General features: G+C 64.6%; 4 protein-coding genes and 1 pseudogene. 2 read left to right on the forward strand and 3 right to left on the reverse strand.

The features are described from left to right. A pseudogene (locus tag JWQ89_RS03700) lies at positions 1-568 on the reverse strand (polyphosphate kinase 2 family protein); the annotation flags it as partial. Positions 569-897: 329 nt separating this feature from the next. Here JWQ89_RS03700 and JWQ89_RS03705 point away from each other — a divergent pair. Together JWQ89_RS03705 and JWQ89_RS03710 are read left to right on the forward strand one after the other, a co-directional pair. Further along, entirely contained in the window at positions 898-1,800 is a 903-nt protein-coding gene (locus JWQ89_RS03705; RefSeq protein ID WP_299638509.1) for a hypothetical protein, read from the forward strand. Between the two features lie 163 nt (positions 1,801-1,963). Next, a complete protein-coding gene (locus JWQ89_RS03710; protein WP_299638511.1) occupies positions 1,964-2,272 on the forward strand; it encodes a hypothetical protein in 309 nt (102 codons plus the stop codon). Here JWQ89_RS03710 and JWQ89_RS03715 read toward each other — a convergent pair. Together JWQ89_RS03715 and JWQ89_RS03720 are read right to left on the reverse strand one after the other, a co-directional pair. Beyond that, entirely contained in the window at positions 2,244-2,489 is a 246-nt protein-coding gene (locus tag JWQ89_RS03715) for a hypothetical protein (RefSeq protein WP_299638512.1), read from the reverse strand. The genes JWQ89_RS03710 and JWQ89_RS03715 overlap by 29 nt on opposite strands. Positions 2,490-2,535: 46 nt before the next feature. Further along, positions 2,536-2,828: hypothetical protein (locus JWQ89_RS03720; RefSeq protein ID WP_299638514.1), on the reverse strand; the 293-nt coding region annotated here is incomplete at its 5' end.

The raw sequence follows: 2,828 nt of genomic DNA on the forward strand, positions 1-2,828 counted from the left end.
CCTTCGACACGTTTAGAAAGAACTTCACCGGCACAATGCCGATTCGCGACAGGTAGTCCTCAAATGCCACCATGTCCTTGAAGCGCTGCTTCCAGATGCCCTCGCCCACCAGCCGAGGCGGTATCCCCTCCTTGGCGAGGACCTCCGGGTGCACGCGGACCACCAGCACCTCCTCGTAGTAGGAGCGATTGAAAATCCCGATATGCCCGCGCCGCGGCAAGGCGACGTGGCAGCGCCAGAGATAGTCGTGGTCGAGTTCGTGCTCGGTGGGCGCCTTGAACGAATGGGCCACGCATCCGAGCGGGTTCACTCCGGACATGACGTGCTCGACCACCCCATCCTTGCCCGACGTATCCATGCCCTGGAGGATGATGAGAAGCGCCCATTGATGCTCGGCATAGAGCTTGTCCTGGAGCTTTGCCATCCGCTCTACCCCCTCGGCGAGCTGGGCTTTGGCCTCTTCCTTGCCGACCTGGAGCCCGCCGGTGTCGGCGGGGTTGAAATCGGCGAGCCGGAACTCCTTCCCGTCGCGGACCCGGTAACGCTTGAACACATCTGTCGGGAACATGAGGTCTCCGTTGGGTTTGGAAAGTCGTGCTGCGGCAACATTAAAGCGGGGCGATGGCGCCCGCATGGCGCCCGAGGCGAAGGAGGTGCGCATGGGGCCGCGGTCGACGTCGGCGGCGGGTTGGGACACCGACACTACATCGGCGCGCTCACCGCCCCGTGTAGGATTATTTGCCGCTCCTGCAACCAAACCGGGGTTGTAGCGCTTCTTTCTCACCCAACAGGGTCATGGAGGAATAAAGAAAATGAATGGCGTCATCTATTTGGTCGGCCTCGTGGTCGTGGTCCTGGCTATCCTGTCCTTCTTCGGCCTGAGGTAAGGACATCACCATGACCATACCTTCCGAACTGGACGTAGTCGTCGCCCCGGTGCCTGCCGTGGCAGACAACAGCTCCTATGTGGACTGGCCGGCGATCATCGCTGGCATTGTGATCGCCTCGGCGATCTCGCTGGTGCTGCTGAGCTTCGGCTCCGCGATCGGGCTGAGCTTCGTCAATTTCCACGCCGGCCCCGATGTTCCGGTGATCTGGATCGCCATAGCGGCAGCGCTCTGGCTGCTCTGGGTCGAACTTTCCAGCTTCATGGCCGGTGCCTATGTGACCGGGCGGATGCGTCGGCGTCACAACGACGCCACCGAGGACGAAGTAGACCTGCGCGACGGCGTGCATGGTCTTCTGGTCTGGGGTGGCGCGCTGGTAATCGGCGGGTTGCTCGCCCTTGGCGGCATCTCTGCGGCGGTCAATGCGGTCGGTGGAGCGGCAGCTACGGTCACCCAGGCAGCTGCAACCGCGGCTGACGATGCCGGCGCCACGCTCGACCCGAATGCCTACTTCGTCGATACGCTGTTCCGGCCGTCCCCGACGGCAGCGGCGACGCCTGCGGCGAACCCGACGGAGCTGCGCGCCGAAGCCGGGCGAATTCTGGCACAGGCCGTCACCGGTCCGGTCAACGATGCCGACAAGGCGTATCTGGCGCAGGTGGTCGCAGCCAATACCGGTCTCACGGCCGACGAAGCCACGGCCCGCGTCAACGAGGTGTTGGCCGCCGTCGACGACGCTAAGGCAAAAGCCGCCGCGGCAGCCGAGACGGCCCGCAAGACCGGCATCGTCGCCGCGTTCCTTACTGCTGCTTCACTGCTGGTCAGTGCCGTCGCAGCCTTCTGGGCCGCGCAGATGGGCGGCAACCACCGCGACAACCGCACCGTGTTCCGCAATGCGTTCCGCCGCGTCTGACAGAGGAGAGAGACGATGTTGAGAGGTATTGGACTCTGGCTGCTGGGCATCCCCATCTGGCTGATCATCATCATCATGCTGTTCATTCACTGAGGATGAGCGCAGCATAAAAAAAGAGGCGGGCTCCGGCCCGCCTCTTCGCTATGAGGGAAGGAAGGAAGCGATGAATACTGCGAACCTGCAGCTCGAGGGCCTGTACCTAGTGATCGCGGCGATGCACGAAACGATGATCCGCAAGGGCATGGTCACCCGCGAGGAGGTGGACGACGCCATGCGGGCAGCCGAGCAGACCGCCATGAACGACAACCGCTCGATCGAGAACCTCCGCCCCGCCGAGCGCGACGCCCTGGCATTTCCGGCGCGGCTGCTGCGGATGGCCAACGCCACGGTTGCCGACGACGGGGCTTTGTCGTTCTCGGCACTGGCGCGGCGCGTCGGTTCGGTCAAGATGCCGTACGACGACCTGCGCTAGTGCCAGTCTTCGGAGCGGTCCAGATCAGGCGGTGCGTGCCGTCGCGCTCGGCGGAGAATACCTGGGAGCGGCGGCTCTGATCACCGTAGGTGACGGCGATATGCTTGGCCTCGGCCTGTGCGTCCTCGCGCGTGTCGAACGGGCCGTACGCCTTGCCTTCGCAATCGACCCACCAAGAGCCCATGCTCTCGATGACGATGAACCAGCAGGTAACCATTGTTGCTCCCCGGCCCGCGATGAAAGGGCCACCATCGGTTGCAGGATCAGTCGCGCCGGCCGGCCGCCATGCGCTGGGCGACGGAAAGCGGCGCGAACAGGCGGGCGATGCGCGCCGCGCTGATGCCGTCGTCGAGTTCGCCGAAGGCGGTCATGAGGCTGCGATCGGGCCCGTCCTCGCGGCGCAGTTCCGCGAGTGGCACGACCGCCTCGACCTGGTGCCAGGTGCGCATCTCATCGAGGGTGAAGGCGGCGGTGATCAGCAAGCCGTCGTCCGCCTCTTCCGGTGCGACGCGGATCAGCAGGTGACTGCAGCGGTCGGCGTTGCGCGCAATGAACA

This window comes from Devosia sp., assembly GCF_028290645.1.
Classification (GTDB): domain Bacteria; phylum Pseudomonadota; class Alphaproteobacteria; order Rhizobiales; family Devosiaceae; genus Devosia_A.

Excerpts from the sequence above, each read along its gene's own strand:
- JWQ89_RS03710 (WP_299638511.1), top strand. The coding sequence starts at position 1,964 with ATGAATACTGCGAACCTGCAGCTCGAGGGCCTGTACCTAGTGATCGCG.
- JWQ89_RS03705 (WP_299638509.1), top strand. The coding sequence starts at position 898 with ATGACCATACCTTCCGAACTGGACGTAGTCGTCGCCCCGGTGCCTGCC.
- JWQ89_RS03715 (WP_299638512.1), bottom strand. The coding sequence starts at position 2,489 with ATGGTTACCTGCTGGTTCATCGTCATCGAGAGCATGGGCTCTTGGTGG.